We start from the raw sequence: 22,049 nt of genomic DNA on the forward strand, positions 1-22,049 counted from the left end.
ACACACCGCACGCCCGCAGCTGCTTGACAACTTACGGCCCTGGGATGTCTAGCGCGGCGCGCCGTCGACGTCCGTCGGGCGTGCACGGATACCGTCACGATCGTGTCCAGGCGAACTCTCACCGCCGTGTTCGTCGCCGTCGTCCTGGGCAGCCTGGTGACCGCCCCGCACGCGCATGCCACGGGCCAGATCTGGAACGGCACGTTCTCGCTGCTGCGGTACGCGGCCTCGAAGACAGGCACGAGCATGGCCGCCCGGCAGCACGAGCCCGACTTCAGCGATGTGTACCTGTTTTCCACCGACTGTTCGACGGGCACCTGCGTGTCGACCGTCGTCGGCGGCCCCAAGCCCGCGAATCCGACGCTGCCGTTACCGCCCCGCTACACGTGGGACGGCATCCGATGGGTGCACGTCTACGACTGGCAGTGGGACTGTTATCTGGGCGAAGGCGTGCCGAAGCAGTGGAACCCGGCGCATTCGGTCGCGTACTACACCCCGCAAGCCGACGGGACGCTACGCGGAGTCTGGCGCACCGATATCGACGGTGGACCGTGTGACGGCAGCGTCATCATGAACGTCGCGGCGTATCCCGCTCAGTGACGGCGTTCGGCCAGGGCACGCAGAAAGAAGGTCAGGTTGGCGGGCCGCTCGGCCAGTCGCCGCACGAAGTAGCCGTACCACTGCGTGCCGAACGGCACATAGACCCGGACGTGATTGCCCTCGGCGGCCAGCCTGCACTGCTCGGCGTCGCGGATTCCGTACAGCATCTGATATTCGAAATCGTCGACGCCCCTGTTGAACTCGCGCGTCAGGACGGGAACCGCCTCGATGATCGCAGGATCGTGTGAGGCGACCATCGGATAGCCGTTGCCCGCCATCAGCACTCGCAGGCATGTGAGATAGGACGCGGTGACGTCGTCACCATCGCGGTACGCCACCGATGCGGGCTCGTCGTACGCGCCCTTGCACAGCCGAATGCGCGCGCCGGAGGCGGCGAACTCCCTGCAGTCGGTCTCGGTGCGCCGCAGGTACGCCTGCAAAACCGTGCCCAGCCAACTGAACTCGGCGCGCAGGTCGCGGACGATGGACAGCGTCGAGTCCGTGGTCGAGTGGTCCTCGGCGTCGACGGTCACCCACGCACCGGCACGCTGCGCCCGCTCGCAGATGGTGTGGGCGTTCTCCAGCGCGATCTTCTCGCCGTCGCGGGGCAACGCCTGCCCCAGCGCCGACAGCTTCAGTGACACTTCGAGCGGCCGCACCGCCGCCGCGGGCTCGTCGCGACGGTCCAGCGCGTCGAGCAATGCCAGGTAGGCGTCGACGGTGGTGTTCGCCGCGTCGACGTCGGTGACGTCCTCGCCGAGATAGTCGATCGACACCAGGCGCTCCGAATTCCGCAACTGCGCAACGGAGTCCAGCGCATGCGCCACCGTCTCGCCGGGTACGAAGCGGTGCACCACCTGCCGGGTGACGGGCAGGCGCTCCGCTGTGCGGCGCAATCCGTCCGACCGGCTGGCGGCCATGATCGCCGGGCGCGCGACCCGCTCGAAGACACCCACGTCACGCCTCCATATGGGGATAGGTGTGGTTCGTCGGGGGGACGAACGTCTCCTTGATCGACCGGGCCGACGTCCAGCGCAACAGATTCAGCGGCGAGCCGGCCTTGTCATTGGTTCCCGATGCCCGTGAGCCACCGAACGGCTGCTGCCCGACGACCGCACCGGTCGGTTTGTCGTTGACGTAGAAGTTGCCCGCGGCATGACGCAACCGTCGCTCCGCCGTCAGCACCGCCGCACGGTCATCGGCGATCACCGCTCCGGTCAGCGCGTAGCGCGCGCCGTCGTCGACGACGTCGATGACACGTTCGTAGTCGCCGTCCGGATACACGTGTACCGAGAGGATCGGACCGAAGTACTCGGTGGAAAACGATTCGTCGCCCGGATCATCGGACAGCAGCACCGTCGGTTTGACGAAATAGCCTTCGCTGTCGTCGTATTCGCCGCCGACGGCGACGGTGACGTTCGCGGCGCTCTTGGCACGCTCGATCGCGGTGACGTTCTTCGCGAATGCTCGCTCGTCGATGAGGGCACCGCCGAAATTGGTCAGGTCGGTGACGTCGCCGTACGTCAATGCTTCAGTGGCGGAGAGGAAGTCGTCACCCATCTGTTGCCACACCGATCGGGGGATGAACGCCCGTGACGCCGCCGAGCACTTCTGACCCTGGTAGTCGAACGCGCCACGGATCAACGCAGTGCGCAACACGTCGGGCCGAGCCGAGGAATGCGCCAGCACGAAATCCTTGCCGCCGGTCTCCCCGACCAACCGCGGATAGGTGTGGTAGCGGTCGATATGGGTGCCGACCTCACGCCACAGATGCTGGAACGTCGCCGTCGACCCCGTGAAGTGGATGCCGGCCAGTCGCGGATCGGCAAGTGCCACATCGGAAACCGCGAGGCCGTCACCCGTCACCAGATTGATGACGCCCGGCGGCAGGCCGGCCGCCTCGAGCAACTGCATGGTCAGGTATGCCGCGAAGGTCTGCGTGGGCGACGGCTTCCACACCACGGTGTTGCCCATCAGCGCGGGCGCGCTGGGCAGATTGCCCGCGATCGCGGTGAAGTTGAACGGGGTGATGGCGTAGACGAATCCCTCGAGCGGCCGGTAGTCGGTCCGGTTCCACACGCCCCGCGCGCTGATCGGCTGTTCGGCGTAGATCTCGCGAGCGAACCCGACGTTGAATCGCCAGAAGTCGATCAGTTCACACGCGGCGTCGATCTCGGCCTGGTACGCGGTCTTGGACTGGCCCAGCATGGTCGCTGCGCACAACTTCTCGCGCCACGGTCCGGCGAGCAGTTCGGCGGCGCGCAGGAAGACCGCGGCGCGCTCGTCGAACGGCGTGGCCTCCCAGCCGGGCTTGGCGGCGATCGCGGCGTCGATGGCGGCGGTCGCATCGGCGTGCTCGGCGTTGGTGAAGGTACCCAGCCGTGCGCTGTGACGGTGGGGCTGCACCACATCGGCGCGCTCCCCGCCACCCATGCGGTGGGCGCCGCCGATCACATGGGGCAGGTCGATCGGGTCGGCGGCAAGCGCCGAAAGGGCTTCGGTGAGCCGGGAGCGCTCCCCTGAACCCGGGGCGTAGTCGAGAACCGGTTCATTGGCCGGGGCGGGCACGTCGCTGATGGCGTCCATCCAGTAAGGATCCCCGCTCGGACCGTTTTCAACCGATGGCTGATCGGACAAAGCGGTGTTGGATCTATAGTGTGATCACACAAAGGAGGTCGCGATGACGGCACTGTCTTCCGGCCTCGGGCTCGGCAAGCTGCTGCTGGCCTTGGACCGCACGATGGTGACGCTCGTCGAAGCCCCCCGCGGCCTCGACATGCCGGTCGGTTCGGTGGCGCTCGTCGACGCCGACGACGTCCGGTTGGGTTTGGCGGTCGGTGCCGGTTCCGCCGATCTCTTCTTCCTGCTCGGCGTCGCCGACGCCGAGGCCGTGCGGTGGCTCGAGCAGCAGTTCGCGGGTTCGGGAACGGTGCCGACGGCCATCTTCGTCAAGGAACCCACCGACGCCGCGGTAAGGAGGGCCGTCGCACTCGGTACCGCGGTCGTGGCCGTCGACCCGCGAGCGAGGTGGGAGTCGCTCTACCGTCTCGTCACCCACGCCTTCGACCATCACGGCGACCGGGACGACCGCGACTCGGGCACCGACCTGTTCGGCCTCGCGCAATCGATCGCCGACGGCACCCGCGGCATGGTCAGCATCGAGGACGAACAATCACACGTGCTCGCGTACTCGGCGTCCAGTGACGACGCGGACGAGTTGCGCCGCCTGACGATCCTGGGCCGCGCCGGTCCGCCCGAGCACCTGGAGTGGATCGCGCAGTGGGGCATATTCGACGCGCTGCGGGCGGGCGGCGATGTCGTGCGCGTCGCCGAGCGCCCCGAGTTGGGTCTGCGCCCGCGGTTGGCGGTCGGCATTCACCTGCCCAGTACCGATACGCGTCGCCCGCCGACCTTCGCAGGCACGATCTGGCTGCAGCAGGGCTCCGCGCCGCTGGCCGACGACGCCGAGGAGATTCTGCGCGGCGGTGCGGTGCTGGCGGCGCGGATCATGACGCGACTGGCAGCGACGCCGTCGACCCACGCGGTGCAGGTGCAGGAACTACTCGGGCTGGCCGGCGACGATGTCGACATCGCTGCGATAGCGCGGGAACTGGGAATCACCGTCGACGGCCGGGCGGCGCTCGTCGGCTTCCAGGGCGGGCCGTCTGCGCCAACCGGAGTCATCGCGTTGAGCGCCGGCGCTTTTCGTGCCGATGCCCAGACGGTCTCGGCCGGTGGCCGGGTCTACGTGCTCCTACCCAAGATCGGTCCACCGTCGTCGGTGATGTCGTGGGTACGTGGAGTCGTGACCGCGATGCATCGCGAACTCGGCCTCACGCTTCGTGCCGTCGTCGCGGCCCCGCTAGGCGGACTGGCAGGTGCGGCGGCCGCCCGCGTCGAGATCGACCGCGTCTTCGACAGCGCCGATCGCCATCCCGGCGCGATCGGACAAATCACCTCGCTGGACGAGGCGCACACCACCGTGCTCCTCGACGAGATCGTGTCGCACGTCGCCGGACGGTCGCGGCTCGTCGACCCGCGGGTGCGACTCCTGCGTGACGAGGATCCGATGCTGGCCGAGACACTGCGGGCCTACCTCGACGGCTTCGGCGACGTGGCCACCGTCGCCAAGCACCTACACGTGCACCCCAACACAGTGCGGTACCGGGTTCGGCGCATCGAGACGTTGCTGTCCACCACGCTGGACGACCCCGACGTGCGGTTGCTGTTCTCGCTCGGACTGCGCGCCACCGCCGACACGAACTGATCAAAGGCTGCGCAGCTTGAAGATTCGTTCGGCGTAAGCCAGGTCGTCACGCCACAGCCTCGCGGCCGCATGCCGCATGAACGGCTTGATCAACGGCGCTGCGCGCGTCGCGTAGGCGAAGCCCGATCGGTCCGAATGGGCGATCACGGCCTCGATCACCGCGGTGCGCGGAGATCCGTCGGGGCCCGAACCCACCGGTGTGGCATGGGTTTCCACGACGCTGCCCGTTCCCTCCCCGTCGACAATGCGCATCACGATCGTCCGCGGCTCTGGGCTGGTGAATTCGGCGACGACCGGCACCCCCAGTCTGCCGATGCGAAAGGTGACTGCGACGAGGAAGCGGTCCATTTCCTCGGACAGGTCATCGTCGGCGGGCGGAGCCGACAGCACTTCCAGACGGCTGAACGAGTACGGGTGAAACCACGACCCGTGCCACGGATCCATCCGGTTGGCGATGATGTCGCTGGGCTCGCACGTTCCGACGAGCCGTGTCACAGCGTGCATCTGCTCGCCGTCGGGGCGTACCGGCAACACGGGCATTTCGGTCGGTGTTTCTCCTCCGATGCTGTCGAGCCGCACCCACGCCAACACTCCATCGTCGTGGCAAGGATATGGCCGCCAACCGAACTCCCGTCCGCCCTCCAGTCGCAGCCCATGCCATGGACATATCAGCGCACCACAGTCGACCGTCCCTGTCGCGAGGTCTGCTCCCAGATGGGGGCACGCGCCGGGTCCCACCTTCAGAGCACCGTCCGCGCCACGCCAGGCAACCAGTTCCTGTCCCGCCACCGACGTGCCGTATGGCCGGTTCTTGATCGCGTCACTGGCGCCGAGGACGTACCAGTTGCCGCTCGGCCGCTGTTGCGAACGCCGCAGTGCCGCGTCGATCACCGCCGGCACGGCGTCACGGTAGGTCGGTCGCTGTGCGGGCCAAGACAGCGCGGGCAGCAGGTCGAACGGGACCGTCTTGGACAGCCGCGACCGAAGTTTCGCGATCCTGCTCATTCTGGCTTGGGCCTTACCCGTTCGGCGACTCGACTCAACAGCGCCATCCGCCCGTGGTTCGGGACCGTCTGCAGTGAGTGACCTCGAATGCCGAAGCGATCGAGAAGTTGGTTCGCCGCCGACCATCCCGTCGTCGCGGCGCGTTCCATCAGCGCGACAGGCAGATCGATGCGGATACCGTCACCGGCAAGCACCAGTCCGTCATCGGGAGTCGTCACGACCGGCCGGTCGGCGAAGTCGCCTGGCGCGAAGCGCGGACAGTCGTTGTGCCAGAGCACCTTTTCGGCGACGACCCGAGCACCGCGGGTCTCCGGATACAGCTCGTGGAGGCGACCCAGCAGCCGGTCACGCAGAGTATCGTCAGGCGCCTTCACCGCGTATGAGTGCAGTTCCACCACCGATCCGCCATGCTCGCGTGACCAGTCCGCCGCCTCGCGTTCGTAGCGCTCGAGCACGCTGACGTTGTCCAGCGGTGGCCTGCCGCCTGTTCCGATGAACGGCGCTCGGTCGGAATTCACCTTCTTGTCCAGCCACAACCGATGCACGATGAACGGCGGCGCTTGACCGAGTTTTGCCACGCTCTTGCGCCAGTCATCGTCGCCGATACCGGCAGAGTTCTCGACGATGCGTTGCAGGCCGGCGACATCGGTAGCCAGAACGACACCGTCGGCGTGTAGTTCCGCTCCGCCGTCGAGACCGACCGTCCAACTCTGCCCGTGTCGCACCTCGCTCACCGACGTCTCGCGGTGTACGCGAACACCAAGCGACTCGAGGTAGGCGCCCAGCGGGTTCCACAGCGCCACATCGAAATTGGCATCGGCCACGTCGAAGATCAGCCCCTCGCGGGAGCCGAGGAAGTAGATGTGGAACATCGCTGCCAGTTCGGCTGCCGACAGGTCAGTCGGCTCCGCGAAGAAGCTTCTGGAGAAGACCTCGAACGCCAGATGCCGCGCTGCTGTGGGAAAGTTGATGTCGCGCAGGAAGGAGTCAGCATCCACGTGGTCGAGGCGGTCATAGATGTCCGGTACCGACACCGCCGCCAGCGGGGCGGCCGCTCGCGCGTCGAGCCGGACGAGGTCTCGTAGCCGGAACGTGGGACTGCGCAGAGCGAACAGCATCGCGTTGAGCGGTGGCGTCAGCGGCAAACCCCGAAAAGTGTCGGTGCGGCCTTCGGCGTCGACAAGCGGGTAGTCATCCACCGGCTTGAGCATCGCGAGCGCAGGATCGATGCGCCGCAGCAGGTTTCGCAGGTTGTAATACTGCCGGAAGAACGCGTGGAAGCCGCGATTCATCGCGACCTCAGAGTCATCGGAAAGTCGCTCGGTCCATCCGCCGACCCGGCCGCCCAGGTAGCCCTGGCGCTCGATGAGGTCCACCGCGACGCCGCGCTCGGCCAATCCCGTGGCCGCAGCAAGGCCCGCGATGCCTGCGCCGACCACGACGACGCGAGGGCGCTCTGCCAGTTCAGATGCGTTCGCCACGCCAGATGGCGCGGGATGGGTCTGAGCGCGCGAATCGGTCATCGTCGTGGGGCCTGCCCCAGGAAAGTGTGCACGATGTTGCGCTGCCAACCGGGCATCGTCTCGCTGCGGACGGACTCGAAGCCGTTCGCCTGCATCCTGTGCCGGAAGGCTTCCACGCCGTCGAAGGTGTTCACACTGCGCCGGAGGTAGGTGTAGAGCGAGGCATCACCACTGCGCAAGCGACCGCTGGGAATGATGATCGCGGTACACACCGCGTTCCACACCGCCGTGGCGAACTTGGAATCGCGGACCGAGTATTCGTGCACTGCAAGCGTTCCGCCCGGTCGCAGGAGTTCACGAAACCTGCGTAGCTGCCCGTCTCTGTCGGTGACGTTGCGGATCAGGTAAGCCGCCAGGATGCCGTCGAACGGTCCGCCGACGCCGGCGTCGGCAAGGTCCTCGATCCGAGACTGCACGAAGCTGACCGACGACGGCCACGCTTTCGCCCGCGCCTGTGTCAGCATCCCCTCCGAGGCGTCGACCGCGACGATCTCGGCTTCGGGCGCGACGGCCAGTAGCGCCGCGGTCGACGCCCCGGTGCCGCATCCGGCGTCGAGCAGGCGTAACCCACGGCCATCGTCGGCGATCCGCATACGCTGCGCCGAGAGTCGCAGGTGATCGTGGTAGCCAGGATTGGCGCCGACGAGCTTGTCGTAGGCAGGCGCCCCGGCGTCAAACGCACCGGGAATCTCGTTGGAGGACAGACTCACAGCGTCTCCTTGGTGACCAGCGCCCAACGGTCCACCGTCACGTCCCTGAATGGCGCACTCGGGCGACCCACGCTTCGATGAACCCGCGACCAGCGACCTGGAGTCGGCGGCCCGTGCCGACGGTGGCGCGTTGATCGAATACCGCGAAGTCGAGTTCTTCGATGCGGTCGAGGATTTCAGAGTACAACGTGAGCGCAGCCGAAATGCACGGTCTCGATCGAGGATGAAGCAGGGCAATGCCCTGCTCGGCGAACCGGTAGATGCGTCTGGTCTCCGCGTGCTGTTCCTCCAGAGCGCGCCGCACTCGCGGGTCGGTCTGGCGATGGTCGTGACACCAGTTCAGAACGTCGCGGTCCACGTCGTGGACGGCCAGTTCGTCGGCGGGTAGATAGATCCGTCCGCGCTGCAGGTCTTCATCGACATCGCGCAGGAAGTTGGTGAGCTGGAACGCCTTTCCGAGTGCTGCGGCGTACGGTGCAGCCTCGGTGGATTCGCAGACGGTACCCAGGACGGGCAGCATTTGAAGTCCGATCACTTCGGCGGAGCCGTACATGTATCGGTCGAGTGCAGCGCGATCGGGGTAGTCGGTGGTCGTCAGATCCATTCGCATCGAGGACAGGAAGTCGTCGAAGTGTTCCCACGGGATGCCATATCTGCGCGCGGTGTCGACCACCGCCGCCAACGACGGATCACCATCATCGGTGGCGCCGGTCGTCATGCGGTTGAACAACCGTGTCGCCAACCGCTGCAATTCATCCGAACGCTCCGCGCTGGACAGCGACGGGTCGAAGTCGTCCAGGATGTCATCGGCTCGCCGAGCGAATCCGTAGAGCGCGTGCACGGCGGGACGCTGCTGCGGGGTGAGCAACCTCGTGGCAAGGAAGAACGTGCGACCGTGCTGCGAGTTCAAGGTGCGGCAGCGTCGGTAGGCGTCCCGCAACACGGGGTCGTGGACACCGGCGGCATGGAGTTCTGAGCTGATCATGATTGCACCACCCGTAGTTGGCGTCGCCTGGTCACGGCGCCGGTGATTCTGTCGGCGGCCAGGCGGCCCGACATCAACGCTGTGGGAACACCTACCCCCGGCACTGTCGAGGATCCGGCGAGGACGGCGTTGTCGATACCGCGCACGGTGTTCGCCGGCCGGAACGGACCGGTCTGCCCGAAGGTGTGGGCCAGCGCGAACGGCGTGCCCGCCAGCATGCCCTGGCGCGCCCAGTCCGCAGGGTCGACGACGTGCAGCAGTTCGGCGCCGTGGCCGAGCGACGGCATCCGGTTCTGGACGGCCCGCAAGATGCTGTCGGTGTATGCCGGACCCGTTGCGGCCCAATCGACATTGCCCACAGCGGTATTCGGCGCGGGAGCCAGGATGTACAGCAGATCGCGACCGGCGGGCGCCAGCCCCGCGTCACCCGCCGTGGGCCTGGTGACAAGCAGCGACGGGTCGCCCATCACCCGTCCGTCGTCGATGATGTCCCGGAATGTCTGCTGCCAGGCCTGGCCGAACAGAATGGTGTGGTGGCCGACGTCGGGATCGACCGCCTGGCAACCGACGTGCGCGACGACGGCCGATGGTGCGGGCCGAAGCCGAAGCAGCCTGCGCGGTTCACGGCCGAGGAGGCGATAGGTCTCCGGTAGCTCCGTGGTCAGCACGACCGCGTCTGCCGGGACACGCTCACCGGTGCTGGTGTGCACGGCCGTCACCTCTGACCCACTGCGCTCCAGTGCGGAAACTGCGGCGCTGTAACGGAATTGGACTCCTGCACCGGCGGCGGCCGCGGCCAGCGCATCAGGCAGGGCGCGCATGCCGCCGCGCGGGAAGAAGACTCCGGAGATGGTGTCCATGTAGGCGATCACGGCGTATACGGCCAGTGCCCGCTGCGGCGGGACCCCGGCGTACAGCGCTTGAAAGGTGAACACCCGCCGCAGCCGTTCGTCGCTGATGAACTTGCGCACCATGCGATCCCACCGACGAAAGCCGCCGATGGCCGTCAACCGCGCCAGCGCAGGCGTGAGCAGTGACAGCGGTGAGTCGAAGTTCGATGCGATGAAACCGTCGAACTCGACGTCATAGAGCCGGGTCAGCCAGTCACGTAGCTGCACGTAGCCGTCGGCCTGCCCGCGGCCCGCGAACCGCTCGATCTCGGCGGCCATCGCCTCTCGGTCGCTGTGCACGTTCAAGGAGCTGCCGTCGGCGAACGACGCGTGGTAAGCCGGATCGACCCGCATGAGGTCGAGGCGATCGGACAGCGATTCGCCGACGGCAGCGAATGCGTCGTCGATGAGGTCAGGCATCGTCAGCACGGTCGGGCCCGTATCGAGGCGGTATCCGTCGATGTCGAGGCGCCCCACCCGTCCCCCGGGATGTGGCGCCCGTTCGATCACCGTGACCTCCCGGCCACGCCCTGCGAGATGCAGAGCCGCCGACAGCCCCGCAAGGCCCGCACCGACCACGACCACCCGCTGGGCGTTGCCTCCAATGGTTTTCACGATCACGCCGTCCGTGCAGTGCATGCCGTGGCCATGTCCGCCAAGGCCACTCGGACCTCTGGGCGCACGTCGGCACCGTCGACGAGCGTCAGGGCATGCGTGAGCCGCGAGTCGATCAGTTTCTCGATCCAATCGACGGCGCCGGTGGCGACGATCAGTTCACGCCAGCGGTTGATGTCGTCGACGTCGAGGGCGTCCGCGCGCATCAGGCCGCGCAGTTGCCTGCGCAGCACCCTGTCCGCCAGGTGGTAGGCGGCCGCTACGACGGTTGTCGCCTTGCCCTCCAAAAGGTCGCTGCCGCTGGGCTTTCCCGTGATCGAAGGCGATCCGAAGATGCCGAGTAGATCGTCACGCATCTGGAAGGCCTCACCGATGGCGTCACCGTAGCCGCCGAGCATCGCCATCACCGACTCGTCGCAGCCCGCCATGGCCGCGCCCATTTCAAGTGGTCGCCGCACGGTGTAGTTGCCGGACTTGCGGCGCGACACCGACAGCACGCGGTCCAGGGTCGGGAACCTGCTCGAGTCGTTGATCAGGTCGGCGAATTGTCCTATCGCGAGTTCGGTGCGCATCGCGTCATAGCGAGGCCAGACCCGCTCGAGGGCGGCGGTCGGGACGCGACTCTCCCGCATCATCTGGGCCGCCCAGACCAGGCACAGATCCCCAAGCAGCACCGCGGCGGATTCTCCGAAACGATCCGGCGATCCGCGCAACGCCCGCCGCCGATACCACTGCGCGAATGCGATGTGGCCGGCGTCTCGGCCCCGACGCAGGGTGGAGCTATCCATGACATCGTCCTGCAAGAGGGCGAACGCGTGCAGCAGCTCGAGGCCGGCGGCTGCTCGCAGCGCCGCAGGATCGTGGTCGGCGCCGCACAACCAGCCCAGGTACATGAACGTCGACCGCACGCACTTGCCTCCGTCGAGGAAATCGCGCAACACGTCGGCCGCGATGTCGACCCCGGCAGCCTGAAGCTCGGGTGCGCACCGGGTGTCGACGAACTCGGCGACGATCCCCTGCACAGCACGGCGCAACGCACTGCGCCAGTGCTCGCCGCCCAGGTCGGCAGCCGGCCGCGACCCGTTGGCCGCCCGTGACACCACCTCGTCAAGCATGCGTGAGCCGATCGCTGACACGCACCACTCCTTCCGCGCCGTGTGCGGTCCAACTTACCCAGGGCTGGCGACCCCAACCTATGAACATAGATACCCGCTTCGCGCTAAATTGCATCGCTCTTGCATCGATTAGTCACGCAAACGTCATCACTGTCAACCGTTCGACGGACACAGCAATCAGCCCCAAGGTGGTCGCGCACCGCTCGCCAACGGAGCACGATCGGTACATGACGACCGCAGCCCGGACCCGCAGCACGGACAATCCCTATCTCAACGGCAACTACGCGCCGGTCAGGGAGGAAATCACCGCCCTCGACCTAGAGGTCACCGGAACCATCCCGGAGTATCTCGACGGTCGCTATCTCCGCATCGGACCCAACCCTCTCGGCGATCCGGATCCCGCCCGCTACCACTGGTTCCTCGGCGACGGCATGGCGCACGGACTACGTCTGCGCGACGGCCAGGCGCAGTGGTACCGCAACCGGTGGGTGCGCTCTGCGGCCGTGGCGCGCCGGCTGGGCGAGACCTGGCGCGGAGGTCCGACCGCGGGCGGCTTCGACTTCGCGGCGAACACCAACATCCTCGAACAAGGCGGCAGGACCCTGGCCATCGTCGAGGCCGGCGGACGTCCGTACGAGCTGACCGACGAGCTGGAGACCGTCGGCCCCTCCGACTTCTGCGGCACGCTGTTCGGCGGATACTCCGCCCACCCCAAGCGGGACCCGGTGACCGGTGAGCTGCACGCCGTTTCATACAGCCCGGTGCGCGGGAACATCGTGAGGTACACCGTGACGGGTGTCGACGGGAAGGTGCGTCGTACGGTCGACATCCGTTTGAAGGCGCAGACGATGATGCACGACTTCTCGCTCACCGAAAAATATGTCGTGCTCTATGACTTGCCGGTCGCGCTGGAGCTGCGCGGCCAAGCACAGACTCCGACGGCGAAGGCTGCCACGGGTCTGCTGACCCATGTCGTGGAGCGTCACGCGCTGCCGGATTTCGTCCTGCGACGGGCCATGCGCAAATCCGGCCAGGGGGGCGGGGCGCCCTCGGGCGGCATGCCCTATCGCTGGGCCCCGGAACGGCAGGCCCGCGTCGGGGTGATGCCTCGCGAGGGCACCGCTGCCGACATCCGTTGGTTCGAAGTGCAGCCCTGCTACGTCTTCCATCCACTGAACGCCTACGACGTGTCTTCGCCGGAAGGCGACAGCATTGTGCTCGACATCGTTCGGCATTCGTCGGTCTTCACGACCGGCAACAGCTTGGTACCCGGCACGCAGACTCTGGACCGGTGGACCGTCGATCTGGCCGCAGGCAGAGTTCGTGAAGAACGCCTCGACGACACCGTCCAGGAGTTCCCGCGGGTCGACGAGCGGCGCGTCGGTCGCCCGAACAGGTTCGGCTACGCGGTCGGCTATGTCGGAGGCTCCGCAGGAATCACCGAAGCGGACTCGATCCTGAAGCACGACCTGGAGACCAAACGCACCCAGAAGGCGACCTTCGGCGCGGGTCGTGAACCCGGCGAGTTCGTCTTCGTGCCATCCAGCGCGGACGCTGCCGAGGACGACGGGGTCGTCATGGGGTTCGTCTACGACCCGGCCACCGACCGCAGTGAGCTTGTGCTCCTCGACGCGCAGACGCTGGAAACGGTCGCTACGGTGCACCTTCCGGCCCGCGTACCGCACGGATTTCACGGCAACTGGGCACCGACCCAGGGATCGGGCCCGCAGCGAAGCTAGGGGAAAATCGCGGTATGAGTGTGGACGCCCCGCGGGGCGCCGAATGGCATTGGCTGTGGATGGTCTATGTCGTCGGCGTCTGCGCGGCGGCCATGTTCGCGGTGGTCGTGCTCGATCATCGCTTTCCGGGCGACACACCCGTCGCGATCGCCGCGATCGCAGGCATGGTGCTCTGCGTGGTGACATTGGGCCGCAAGATCTTTGCGCTTCCTGAGAACAGCTTGGCTGCAGCATGTTTCGTCGGAGTTGTGGTCGCGCTGTGGACGCTGGCGCTGTGGGCCTCTCCGGTCGCGGTGGCAGCGGTGCCGACGATCTATCCAATCGTGTTCGCGACACTGACGCTGCGCGTCGCCTTGGTGATCACCACGGCGATCAACCTGATCCCACTGATCCTGGTCATCGTCAGGGAAGGAATTCCTTCGCCGAATCTCGGTATCGCCATTGCGTTCACCCTCATCGGGGTGATCATCGCGCCGGTGATCGGGACTGTGATCATCACGTCGATGCGGCAACGCAGACAGCTGGCCACCCTGGTCTCCGAACTGGCGGCCACTCGCGCCGAGAGCGCCCGTTTGTCTCGGGCGGCGGGCACTGCGGCGGAACGGGAACGACTGGCCCGCGAGATCCACGACACGCTAGCTCAGGGGTTCACCAGCATCGTCATGCTCGCCCAGGCCGTCGAACCGGAGCTGGAAACCGATACCGCCGCGGCGAAGAGGCACGTCGAATTGATCGGCGCCACTGCACGGGAGAACCTCGCCGAAGCGCGGGCGATGGTGGCCGAACTGACGCCGAGTCCGCTGGAGGAAACGCTGCCCGCCGCCATCCAACGACAGTGCGATCGACTCGCCGCCGAGACCGACGCCGCGGTCACCGCCCGCATCGCCGACGATCTGCCCACCCAGAGCATGGCCGCCGATGTGGTGCTGCTGCGTGCCACGCAGGAGGCGTTCGCGAACATTCGCAAACACGCGCAGGCCAGCGCGGTCACCGTCGACCTGGCACCGTCGACCTCAGGAGTCCGGCTTACGGTGACAGACAACGGTATTGGAATGGACAGCAGGCACCCAGAGGGCTTCGGGCTGCGCGGAATGCGAACCCGGGTGGCGCAGGTCGGAGGTGCGATGACCCTGTCCACCGGTCCCGGCGGCGGGACGACGTTGACGGTCGAGGTGCCGACATGACGGCCGCCATCACGAAGGTGCTGCTCGTCGACGACCATCCGGTGGTCCGGGAGGGTTTGCGGGGCATGATCGACGCCGAGGCCGACCTCGTCGTCGTGGGCGAGGCGGGGTCGGGCGCGGAGGCGGTTGTGATGGCCGAATCCCTGCAACCTGACGTCATTCTCATGGATCTGCGGATGCCGGACGTCGACGGCGTCACGGCCACCGAGCGAATCCTCGCGGCGCTGCCGGGGACACGCATCGTCGTCGTCACCACGTACGAGTCCGACACCGACATCCTGCGCGCGGTGGAAGCGGGTGCGGCGGGCTATCTGCTGAAGGATGCGACGCGATCCGAACTCGCCGAGGCCGTTCGCGACGCGGCGCGAGGTAAGACGGTGCTGGCGCCGACGGTTGCCGACCGGCTGGTCCGCTTTGTGCGCCAACCTGTTTCGGCAGCGTTGTCGACCCGCGAGGTCGAGGTTCTCGGGCTGGTGGCGACCGGTATGACCAACGCTGATATCGGGCGTGCACTGCACATCAGCGAAGCCACGGTGAAAACCCATCTGCTTCGGACGTTCAACAAGCTCGGCGTTTCCGACCGCACGGCGGCGGTGACCACCGCGATGTCGATGGGTCTGCTCGACTGATCGCTATCCCGTAAGTCGTTGTACCGCAGCGGCTATGCGCTCATCGGAAGCGGTCAACGCGACCCGGACGTACCGCGCTCCCCCGGGCCCGTAGAACTCACCGGGCGCCACCAAAATGCCTCGCTGGGCCAGCCAGGCGACGGTGTCGCGGCACGGCTCGCCGCGCGTGGCCCAGATGTACAGTCCCGCTTCCGAATTGTCGACGGTCAGGCCGGCCCCCTGCAGCGCCGGCATGAGTACGGTCCTGCGCCGCTCGTAGCGCGCGCGCTGCTCCCGTTCGTGTTCGTCGTCGTCGAGTGCGGCACGCATCGCGGCCTGCACCGGAGTCGGCATCATCATGCCCGCGTGCTTGCGCACGGCCAGCAGTTCGGCCACCACCGACGGGTCACCGGCGACGAAACCGGCGCGGTATCCCGCAAGCGACGACGTCTTCGACAGCGAATGGATCGCCAACAGCCCGGTGTGGTCACCGTCGCAGACGTCGGGATGCAGTACCGAGAGCGGCTGGTCCTCCCAGCCCAGTCCCAAGTAGCACTCGTCGGAGGCGACGAGGACGCCGCGCTCCCGAGCCCAGCCGACGACCTTGCGCAGGTGGTCGACGCCCAGCACCTTGCCCGTGGGGTTGCTCGGCGAGTTCAGGTACACCAGTGCGGGCGACTGCGGACCCAGCTGCGTCAGTGAATCCGCGCGTACGAACGGTGTTCCAGCCAGCCGTGCCGCGACCTCGTAGGTCGGGTAGGCCAATTCGGGCACCACGACCAAGTCATCAGGTGACAGGCCGAGCAACGTCGGCAGCCACGCGATGAGCTCCTTGGTTCCGATCACCGGCAGCACGGCATGCTCGGCGAGACCGGTGATGCCGTATCGGCGTTGCAGCGCCGCCACCGCCGACGCCCGCAACGCGGGTGTGCCTGCGGTCGTCGGGTAGCCGGGGGCGGAACCGGCCGCGGCCAGTGCGTCACGGATCACCGGAGCCACGTCGTCGACGGGTGTGCCTACCGAGAGGTCGACGATGCCGTCAGGGTGTGACCGGGCCAGCGCGGTGACGTCGGCCAGGGTGTCCCACGGGAACAGCGGCAAGGACGCCGATACGCGCTGCGAGCGAGCCGTTATCAGTCCTTTTCCTGCGGCGGCAGATCCTTGACCGCCTGGGGGTCGTTGTCGGTCTGCCCGACCTTGGACGCACCGCCCGGAGATCCGAGCTCAGCGAAGAAGTCGGCGTTGATCTGCGTGTAGCTGGACCACTGGTCCGGCACATCGTCCTCGTAGTAGATGGCCTCCACCGGGCAGACAGGTTCGCAGGCACCGCAGTCCACGCACTCGTCCGGGTGGATGTACAGCATGCGTGCGCCCTCATAGATGCAGTCGACAGGGCACTCCTCGATACATGCCTTGTCTTTCAAGTCAACGCAGGGTTCGGCAATCGTGTACGTCACAGGTTGCTCCTCGATCTCCTGTCCAATGGGGCTGCCATCTTGGGTCAAGGCCCATGAGTTCTGAGCAAGTATGCGGAATCCATACCTGGACGGTCGTCTCAGTGTGCCCTAACTTCACGCGCCACCCGGTTATGGGTTGCGCGTGGTTACTGATACTAGACGTCGCAGATACAACTAGACCAGCCACCACACGCCATCATGTCAACCCGCTGATCGGGCGCTCAGCATCGGCCCCTGACGCCGGTGCGGCTGAGTGTCGGAGCACGATGCAACAAGTTGCATATGAATCGACCGCCGACCTAGGCTGCGCGGGTGGCCCTGCCCCACGCGATCCTCGTCGCCCTATGCGAGCAGTCCGGTTCGGGATACGAACTTGCGCGCCGGTTCGACCGGTCCATCGGGTACTTCTGGGCGGCGACCCACCAGCAGATCTACCGCACGCTGCGGACGATGGAGAACGACGGCTGGGTGGTCGTCACTCCCGTCTCCCAACGAGGCAGGCCGGACAAGAAGGTGTACACGGTGTCCGAGGCGGGCCGCGGCGAACTCGCCCGCTGGATCGCCGAACCGTTGTCCGGACGCGGCAGCACGGTGGCCGACAACCGAACCCGCGATCTGGCCGTCAAGGTGCGCGGCGCCGAATACGGGGACGTCGACGCGCTGCGCATCCAGGTCGGTTCGTTGCGTTCCGAGCGTGCCGAGCTGCTCGACATCTATCGGGGGTTCGAGAAACAGCAGTTCCCCGACCCCAGCGTGTTGAGCGGTGCCGCCCTGCACCAGCACCTCGTGCTACGCGGCGGCATCCGGGCCGAGGAGAGCGCCATCGACTGGCTCGACGAAGTGGCCGCGGCCCTCGAGAGGTCCTCGGGGGCGGGCCGGTGACGTATCCGATCCTGTTGTCGCCGTTGGATCTCGGCTTCACCACCCTGCGCAATCGCGTCGTCATGGGGTCGATGCACACCGGCCTCGAGGATCGCGCACGCGACACCGACCGGCTGGCCGCGTATTTCGCCGAACGCGCCCGTGGCGGCGTCGGGCTGATCATCACCGGTGGCTACGCGCCGAACCGCACGGGCTGGCTGCTGCCGTTCGCGGCCCAGCTCCTCACCTCGTCGGACGCCCGCAGGCACCGCAGGATCACGTCAGCCGTACGCGACGAGGGCGGCAAGATCCTGCTCCAGATCCTGCATGCGGGACGTTATGCCTACCACCCGTTTTCGGTCAGCGCGTCGTCGATCAAGGCGCCGATCAACCCGTTCAGGCCGCGCGCCCTGCGCGACGTCGAGGGCACCATCGACGACTTCGTGAAATGTGCGCTGCTGGCCCGCGACGCCGGGTATGACGGTGTCGAGATCATGGGCAGCGAGGGTTATCTGCTCAACCAGTTCCTGGCGCCGCGCACCAACAAGCGCAAGGACAAATGGGGCGGAACACCGGAAAATCGCAGGCGCTTCCCCGACGAGATCGTCCGCCGCACCCGCGCTGCCGTCGGCGAGGACTTCATCATCTGCTATCGGATGTCGATGGCCGACTACGTCGAGGACGGTCAGAGCTGGGACGAAATCGTCGCGCTGGCAACTGAAGTCGAGGCAGCGGGCGCGACGATCATCAACACCGGCATCGGCTGGCACGAGGCGCGGGTGCCGACGATCGTCACTTCAGTCCCCAACAGCGCGTTCGTCGACATCAGCAATGCGGTGGCCGAGCACATCGGCATTCCGGTGGTGGCGTCGAACCGAATCAACATGCCCCAAGCCGCCGAGCAGATTCTCACCGAGGGACATGTCCAGTTGATCTCGATGGCGCGTCCGCTGTTGTCGGACCCGGACTGGGTACGCAAGGCGCAGGCCGATGCCGCCGACGAGATCAACACCTGCATCGCGTGCAACCAGGCCTGCCTGGACCACGCGTTCGTGCACAAGACGGTCTCGTGTCTGCTGAACCCCCGGGCCGGTCACGAGACGACGCTGGTGCTGAGCCCGACGCGACTCGCCAAGCGCGTCGCGGTGGTCGGCGCCGGGCCCGCGGGCCTGGCCACCGCCGTCAGCGCGGCGCAGCGCGGCCACCGGGTGACGCTGTTCGAGGCGGGTGACGCCGTCGGCGGCCAATTCGACTTGGCGAGAAGGATTCCCGGCAAGGAAGAGTTCAGCGAGACGCTGCGCTACTACACCCGCATGCTCGACAAGCACGGCGTCGACGTCCGGCTACGGACCCGGGCGAGCGCTGACGAACTGGCCGGGTTCGACGAGGTGGTGCTGGCGACCGGGGTTTCGCCGCGGATGCCCGACATCCCCGGCATCGACCATCCCATGGTGCTGTCCTACGCCGACGCCATCACCGGCAGGCCGGTCGGCAAGAGCGTGGCCGTCGTCGGCGCGGGTGGAATCGGGTTCGACGTGAGCGAGTTTCTGGTGACCACGCCGGCGGGGCCGGCAGACGAATACAGATCGCCGTCGATCATTCTCAAGGAGTGGAAGGCCGAATGGGGCGTGGCCGACCCGCAAGAGACCCGCGGTGCGCTGACGACACCGATCCCCGCGCCGGCCGCCCGCGAGGTGTACCTGCTGCAGCGCACGAAAGGTCCGCAGGGCAAGGGACTGGGTAAGACGTCGGGCTGGGTGCACAGGGCCGCGCTGAAGGCCAAGGGCGTACAGCAGCTGTCCGGTGTGAACTACGAGCGCATCGACGACGACGGCCTGCACATCAGCTTCGGCTCCGAGCGGGCGAACCCAAGGGTGCTCGACGTCGACAACGTGGTGATCTGCGCCGGCCAGGAGCCGGTGCGCGATCTCGAGGACGCGCTGCGCTCCAGGGGCGTCCGTCCGCACGTCATCGGCGGTGCGGCCGAGGCCGCCGAACTCGACGCCAAGCGGGCCATCAAACAGGGAACCGAGCTGGCGGCCCGGCTCTGACCGGGCCATCGCTCGGCCGTTAAGGATTCTCCAAGCGCACTCGCTCAGTCTTTCCGTCAATCACCACGACCGCCTCGTCGTCGCGACTGACTCAGAAGGACCAGGACATGACCTACCCCCGGTACGCCGCCAACACGCTCGGCCCGACGCGCGGAGCGCAATTCCATTCCGCGCCCACTCAGGGCCATCCGATGCGGCCGGCTCCGCAGTTCTATTCCGCACCCACTCAGGCTCAGGGCTATCCCATGCGGCCGGCTCCGCAGCTCTCCCGTCCGGTCCCGCCGGTGCAGCCGCCTTTGCCCCCGGTTCAACCGCCGGCTCCCCCGGCCCAGCCGCCTGCGAAACGCAAGCGCGGCCGTGGTCCGCTCGCGGTCGTCCTCATCCTCGTGATAGTTCTCGCGACCGCCGCCGCGGGAGTGCTCGGCGCCGAGTTCTACGCACGTTCAGTCGCGGTCGACAAGGTCGAATCGGCCGCCGCATGCTTCATCGAGGGGTCCGAGGACTCCGTCGATGTGACCTTCGAGACCTCGCCGCCGGTTCTCATGCAGTACTTCGACGACAAGTACTCCGGGTTCACGATCGCCACCGACGGACCCATCCGCGGCGTTGACGGGGTCACCGCGGACATCGCGGTCGACGACCTCGACCTCAACGGCGGCGCGAACGACCGGGGCACCATCGGCGCGATCAACGCGACCATCGACTGGACGTCCGAAGGCATTCGGCAGTCTGCCAACACCGCCATGAAAGAGGCCATCGACGAATACCTCGAGGGCAGCTTCTTGAGCTTCCTGTCGGACTGGATCTCGACCGACGAGGTCGTGACGAACGTCAAGACCGACCCGTCGACCGGAATCGTCACCCTGGAAGGGATGTTCGACAGCAGCATCGCCGTCAAGCCGGAGACGACCGCCGACGGCGGAATCAAGCTGGAAATCCAGCCCGACGGTTTCACACTCGGCGGAGATCTAGACCTCCCTCAGGAAGACCTGCAGTCCAAGCTCGACGAGATGACGGGCGAACTCACCGACAACAAGTACAACCTCCGGGTGGATTCGCTCGCAGTCACGAACAACGGTGTGGTTGCCGAGTTCTCGGCCAAGAACATCGACATCCCGGCCAGCGACGGGGGGAGCAGCTGCTTGGACATGTAGACCGAAACGCAGCTAGCGCGTCTGCAGGATCTCGTCCTGCAGACGCGCTAGTTCGTTGTGCGGCGGGTGTTACGCCTGCTTGAGTGCCTCGATCTCCAGGGTGACGGTGATCTTGTCGCCGACGACGGTGCCCCCGGTGTCCAGCGGCATGTCGATGTCGATGCCGAAGTCCTTGCGGTTCAACACCACCGACGCCTCGAACCCGGCGACCTCGCCGTGTCCCATGCCGGGGTTGACGCCGTTGAACTCCAGTTCCAGGGTGACCGGCTTGGTCACACCCTTGAGGGTGAAGTCGCCGTCGACCAGGTAGGAGTCACCGTCAGACCGGACGCCGGTCGAGGTGAAGGTGGCGGTCGGATACTGCTCGGCGTTGAAGAAGTCGGCGGACCGGACGTGTGCGTCGCGCTGCTCGTTGCGGGTGTTGATGGAGTCGACAGCGATTTCCGCGGTCACGGACGGCGTGCCGTCCTCGGCGACGACGATCGCGCCGCTGAAGGTGTCGAAGGTGCCCCGAACCTTGCTCACCATCAGGTGACGTACGGAGAAGCCGATGGTGGAGTGCACGGGGTCGATGGCCCAGGTACCCGTGGCGAGCTGGGCGGTTCCGGTGGCGCCGGTGGCAGTGGTCATTCGTGAATCTCTTCCTCTACGGAGCGCCGGCCTCCCCGGCGCCTTCGTAGCAGATAAACGGACCCCAGTCCGGTTTTATTTCAGGCCACCATCCACGGCGAATACGCCAGGTCAGCCCCGATCGCCCCAGACCGCCTGCGCGCCGCTGTCGCCGATCCGAACGACGGTGATGATGGACGACACGCCCACCAGCAGGGCCACGACGGCCAGCATCGCCGCCGCGGCCTTCCGCGGTTTGTCCGACCGGCCTTCCATCCAATGCAGCGCCGCCAGCGCCACCGCAACGATCAGCATGGCGACCGAGAAGTAGATCATCCACTCTCCGCGCTCGGCATGCTCCTGCAGAATCGGCCGCGGCGGGCCCCCGTGCTCCAGAAGCCATTCACCAGCTGATGTGGTCAACGGTGTGAGCACTGCCGTCACCACGGCGAGAGCCAACACCAGCCACACCAGCCGACGACGTGCCGCGGGCCAGATTGCACACAGGATCACGAGCAAGGCGGTCAAGGGCGCGAGTACCACGATGCCGTGTACCAACAGGGCGTGCGCGGGGATTCCGGAGATCGTGTCCATGGCCGCTCCAACGGTTGAGGATTGCGACACTCAAGGTATACGCGTTGCAGTCGCGGGAGCGTTCTTTTTTGCGTCGAGTTTC

The 22,049-nt window shown here is 66.8% G+C and carries 20 protein-coding genes; 8 read left to right on the top strand and 12 right to left on the bottom strand.

Features of this window, described 5'->3' with window-relative positions:
* Positions 1 to 153: 153 nt before the first annotated feature.
* Positions 154 to 600, top strand: coding sequence for a hypothetical protein (locus M1248_RS12005; RefSeq protein ID WP_163737512.1), 447 nt, complete (start codon positions 154 to 156; stop codon positions 598 to 600).
* Here M1248_RS12005 and M1248_RS12010 read toward each other — a convergent pair.
* Together M1248_RS12010 and pruA are read right to left on the bottom strand one after the other, a co-directional pair.
* Positions 594 to 1,556, bottom strand: a complete 963-nt coding sequence (locus M1248_RS12010; RefSeq protein WP_317148470.1) for a proline dehydrogenase family protein — start codon at positions 1,554 to 1,556, stop codon at positions 594 to 596. The two genes, M1248_RS12005 and M1248_RS12010, sit on opposite strands and share 7 nt — an antisense overlap.
* Before the next feature lies 1 nt (position 1,557).
* Positions 1,558 to 3,186, bottom strand: coding sequence for an L-glutamate gamma-semialdehyde dehydrogenase (pruA, locus tag M1248_RS12015; RefSeq protein WP_317148471.1), 1,629 nt, complete (start codon positions 3,184 to 3,186; stop codon positions 1,558 to 1,560).
* A 94-nt stretch (positions 3,187 to 3,280) separates the two neighbouring features.
* Between pruA and M1248_RS12020 the strand changes: the two genes are divergently transcribed.
* On the top strand, positions 3,281 to 4,867 hold the full coding sequence (locus M1248_RS12020; protein ID WP_317148472.1) for a helix-turn-helix domain-containing protein: 1,587 nt from the start codon (positions 3,281 to 3,283) through the stop codon (positions 4,865 to 4,867).
* On the opposite strand, the gene M1248_RS12025 is transcribed toward M1248_RS12020, so the two are convergent.
* Genes M1248_RS12025 through M1248_RS12050 form a run of 6 tightly spaced genes read right to left on the bottom strand, consistent with a single transcriptional unit; the run spans position 4,868 to position 11,710 of the window.
* Positions 4,868 to 5,872, bottom strand: a complete 1,005-nt coding sequence (locus M1248_RS12025) for a DUF5914 domain-containing protein (RefSeq protein WP_317148473.1) — start codon at positions 5,870 to 5,872, stop codon at positions 4,868 to 4,870.
* Positions 5,869 to 7,395, bottom strand: coding sequence for an FAD-dependent oxidoreductase (locus M1248_RS12030; protein WP_163730198.1), 1,527 nt, complete (start codon positions 7,393 to 7,395; stop codon positions 5,869 to 5,871). Before M1248_RS12030 ends, M1248_RS12025 begins: the two co-directional genes overlap by 4 nt.
* The gene (locus M1248_RS12035) at positions 7,392 to 8,105 is read right to left on the bottom strand and encodes a class I SAM-dependent methyltransferase (protein ID WP_163730199.1); all 714 of its coding nucleotides are present in this window, start codon (positions 8,103 to 8,105) and stop codon (positions 7,392 to 7,394) included. The genes M1248_RS12030 and M1248_RS12035 overlap by 4 nt, the downstream gene beginning before the upstream one ends.
* A gap of 37 nt (positions 8,106 to 8,142) precedes the next feature.
* Entirely contained in the window at positions 8,143 to 9,090 is a 948-nt protein-coding gene (locus M1248_RS12040; RefSeq protein ID WP_317148474.1) for a phytoene/squalene synthase family protein, read from the bottom strand.
* On the bottom strand, positions 9,087 to 10,595 hold the full coding sequence (gene crtI, locus M1248_RS12045; protein WP_317148475.1) for a phytoene desaturase family protein: 1,509 nt from the start codon (positions 10,593 to 10,595) through the stop codon (positions 9,087 to 9,089). The genes M1248_RS12040 and crtI overlap by 4 nt, the downstream gene beginning before the upstream one ends.
* A gap of 2 nt (positions 10,596 to 10,597) precedes the next feature.
* Positions 10,598 to 11,710 (bottom strand): polyprenyl synthetase family protein, encoded by a 1,113-nt coding sequence (locus M1248_RS12050; RefSeq protein ID WP_163737515.1) that lies wholly within the window; start codon positions 11,708 to 11,710, stop codon positions 10,598 to 10,600.
* 227 nt (positions 11,711 to 11,937) lie between these two features.
* Between M1248_RS12050 and M1248_RS12055 the strand changes: the two genes are divergently transcribed.
* From M1248_RS12055 to M1248_RS12065, 3 genes are read left to right on the top strand one after another with little or no spacing between them, the layout of a single operon-like run.
* Positions 11,938 to 13,449 (top strand): carotenoid oxygenase family protein, encoded by a 1,512-nt coding sequence (locus tag M1248_RS12055; protein ID WP_163730202.1) that lies wholly within the window; start codon positions 11,938 to 11,940, stop codon positions 13,447 to 13,449.
* A gap of 14 nt (positions 13,450 to 13,463) precedes the next feature.
* Positions 13,464 to 14,633, top strand: coding sequence for a sensor histidine kinase (locus tag M1248_RS12060; protein ID WP_317148476.1), 1,170 nt, complete (start codon positions 13,464 to 13,466; stop codon positions 14,631 to 14,633).
* An 8-nt stretch (positions 14,634 to 14,641) separates the two neighbouring features.
* Positions 14,642 to 15,262, top strand: a complete 621-nt coding sequence (locus tag M1248_RS12065) for a response regulator (RefSeq protein ID WP_163737518.1) — start codon at positions 14,642 to 14,644, stop codon at positions 15,260 to 15,262.
* A 3-nt stretch (positions 15,263 to 15,265) separates the two neighbouring features.
* On the opposite strand, the gene dapC is transcribed toward M1248_RS12065, so the two are convergent.
* On the bottom strand, positions 15,266 to 16,375 hold the full coding sequence (gene dapC / locus M1248_RS12070; RefSeq protein ID WP_317148658.1) for a succinyldiaminopimelate transaminase: 1,110 nt from the start codon (positions 16,373 to 16,375) through the stop codon (positions 15,266 to 15,268).
* Positions 16,375 to 16,698, bottom strand: a complete 324-nt coding sequence (gene fdxA, locus M1248_RS12075) for a ferredoxin (RefSeq protein ID WP_083123932.1) — start codon at positions 16,696 to 16,698, stop codon at positions 16,375 to 16,377. The genes dapC and fdxA overlap by 1 nt, the downstream gene beginning before the upstream one ends.
* 312 nt (positions 16,699 to 17,010) lie before the next feature.
* On the opposite strand from fdxA, the gene M1248_RS12080 reads away from it, so the two are divergent.
* The 3 genes from M1248_RS12080 to M1248_RS12090 all read left to right on the top strand — a co-directional run bounded on the left by M1248_RS12080 (position 17,011) and on the right by M1248_RS12090 (position 20,764).
* On the top strand, positions 17,011 to 17,580 hold the full coding sequence (locus M1248_RS12080; protein WP_317148477.1) for a PadR family transcriptional regulator: 570 nt from the start codon (positions 17,011 to 17,013) through the stop codon (positions 17,578 to 17,580).
* Positions 17,577 to 19,610: an NADPH-dependent 2,4-dienoyl-CoA reductase gene (locus M1248_RS12085; protein ID WP_317148478.1), complete on the top strand. Its 2,034-nt coding sequence runs from the start codon at positions 17,577 to 17,579 to the stop codon at positions 19,608 to 19,610. Before M1248_RS12080 ends, M1248_RS12085 begins: the two co-directional genes overlap by 4 nt.
* 107 nt (positions 19,611 to 19,717) lie before the next feature.
* Positions 19,718 to 20,764, top strand: coding sequence for an LmeA family phospholipid-binding protein (locus M1248_RS12090; protein ID WP_317148479.1), 1,047 nt, complete (start codon positions 19,718 to 19,720; stop codon positions 20,762 to 20,764).
* Positions 20,765 to 20,833: 69 nt separating this feature from the next.
* On the opposite strand, the gene M1248_RS12095 is transcribed toward M1248_RS12090, so the two are convergent.
* Positions 20,834 to 21,394 carry a YceI family protein gene (locus M1248_RS12095; RefSeq protein WP_317148480.1) on the bottom strand — a complete coding sequence of 187 codons (561 nt, stop codon included), beginning with the start codon at positions 21,392 to 21,394 and terminating at the stop codon, positions 20,834 to 20,836.
* Positions 21,395 to 21,505: 111 nt separating this feature from the next.
* Complete coding sequence (locus M1248_RS12100; protein WP_163730208.1) at positions 21,506 to 21,967, bottom strand: DUF2231 domain-containing protein; 462 nt, start codon at positions 21,965 to 21,967, stop codon at positions 21,506 to 21,508.
* Between the last annotated feature and the right edge of the window lie 82 nt (positions 21,968 to 22,049).

The organism is Mycobacterium sp. 29Ha (assembly GCF_032883055.1).
Classification (GTDB): domain Bacteria; phylum Actinomycetota; class Actinomycetes; order Mycobacteriales; family Mycobacteriaceae; genus Mycobacterium; species Mycobacterium gallinarum.

Excerpts from the sequence above, each read along its gene's own strand:
- M1248_RS12020 (WP_317148472.1), top strand. The coding sequence starts at position 3,281 with ATGACGGCACTGTCTTCCGGCCTCGGGCTCGGCAAGCTGCTGCTGGCC.
- M1248_RS12060 (WP_317148476.1), top strand. The coding sequence starts at position 13,464 with ATGAGTGTGGACGCCCCGCGGGGCGCCGAATGGCATTGGCTGTGGATG.
- M1248_RS12055 (WP_163730202.1), top strand. The coding sequence starts at position 11,938 with ATGACGACCGCAGCCCGGACCCGCAGCACGGACAATCCCTATCTCAAC.
- M1248_RS12050 (WP_163737515.1), bottom strand. The coding sequence starts at position 11,710 with ATGCTTGACGAGGTGGTGTCACGGGCGGCCAACGGGTCGCGGCCGGCT.
- M1248_RS12040 (WP_317148474.1), bottom strand. The coding sequence starts at position 9,090 with ATGATCAGCTCAGAACTCCATGCCGCCGGTGTCCACGACCCCGTGTTG.
- M1248_RS12030 (WP_163730198.1), bottom strand. The coding sequence starts at position 7,395 with ATGACCGATTCGCGCGCTCAGACCCATCCCGCGCCATCTGGCGTGGCG.
- M1248_RS12095 (WP_317148480.1), bottom strand. The coding sequence starts at position 21,394 with ATGACCACTGCCACCGGCGCCACCGGAACCGCCCAGCTCGCCACGGGT.
- M1248_RS12090 (WP_317148479.1), top strand. The coding sequence starts at position 19,718 with ATGACCTACCCCCGGTACGCCGCCAACACGCTCGGCCCGACGCGCGGA.
- M1248_RS12025 (WP_317148473.1), bottom strand. The coding sequence starts at position 5,872 with ATGAGCAGGATCGCGAAACTTCGGTCGCGGCTGTCCAAGACGGTCCCG.
- pruA (WP_317148471.1), bottom strand. The coding sequence starts at position 3,186 with ATGGACGCCATCAGCGACGTGCCCGCCCCGGCCAATGAACCGGTTCTC.
- M1248_RS12100 (WP_163730208.1), bottom strand. The coding sequence starts at position 21,967 with ATGGACACGATCTCCGGAATCCCCGCGCACGCCCTGTTGGTACACGGC.